This is a genomic window from Cellulophaga geojensis KL-A, from assembly GCF_000568425.1.
GTDB lineage: Bacteria > Bacteroidota > Bacteroidia > Flavobacteriales > Flavobacteriaceae > Cellulophaga > Cellulophaga lytica.
On the sequence record NZ_ARZX01000098.1, the window covers coordinates 1 to 619 of the forward strand.

1 protein-coding gene is annotated in these 619 nt (G+C 33.4%); it reads left to right on the forward strand.

The window, feature by feature from the left end:
- A partial coding sequence (locus KLA_RS17375) for a hypothetical protein (protein ID WP_034647511.1) occupies nucleotides 1-577 on the forward strand: 577 nt, incomplete at its 5' end.
- Nucleotides 578-619: the final 42 nt, after the last annotated feature.

Here is a 619-nt window from a genome sequence, read left to right on the forward strand (position 1 = left end):
GTTGCCTACAATTATGAAAAAAATCCTGCTGACATTAATAATCTTGATTTCATTGACTGATTGCGAATCGAAAAAAAGCAACTCAACTGAAAAAAATGTGGCGGAATCTGAAACAACAATCTCTGATTCAGAAAAAGAATTAACCGAGTTAGAAAAAGAAGAAAAATTAAGGACTGAAATTAATAACCAATATTTGGCTGAACTTTCCAAATGTTCCCAAAATGTAGATGCCGTAACTGACTTTAATGGAAAAACGGAATTTTGGCGGATTTGCGAAAATGATAATGGGAAGCGAATAATACAAATTGACTCGCACGAAGAAACAGCTCTTCACGAAGAAGTTTATTACGAACAAAACGGAGAACTTATTTACGCAGAGGAATCAATAAAATATATGCCAATTAACCATTACACTCTGCAACCTTGGACTTGCCAATTTTATGCAGAAAACGGAAAATTGATTTCACTAATGTCATTGGGACACGGAAAAACAGAGGATGACGAATGGAATCCTGAAATAATATTTAAAATGTATAAAAACAGAATAGCGGAATTGAATAAAATTGAGAATGAATAAAAATAACTGTAGGCAACAATGTATAACCGCAATTACGGCGGA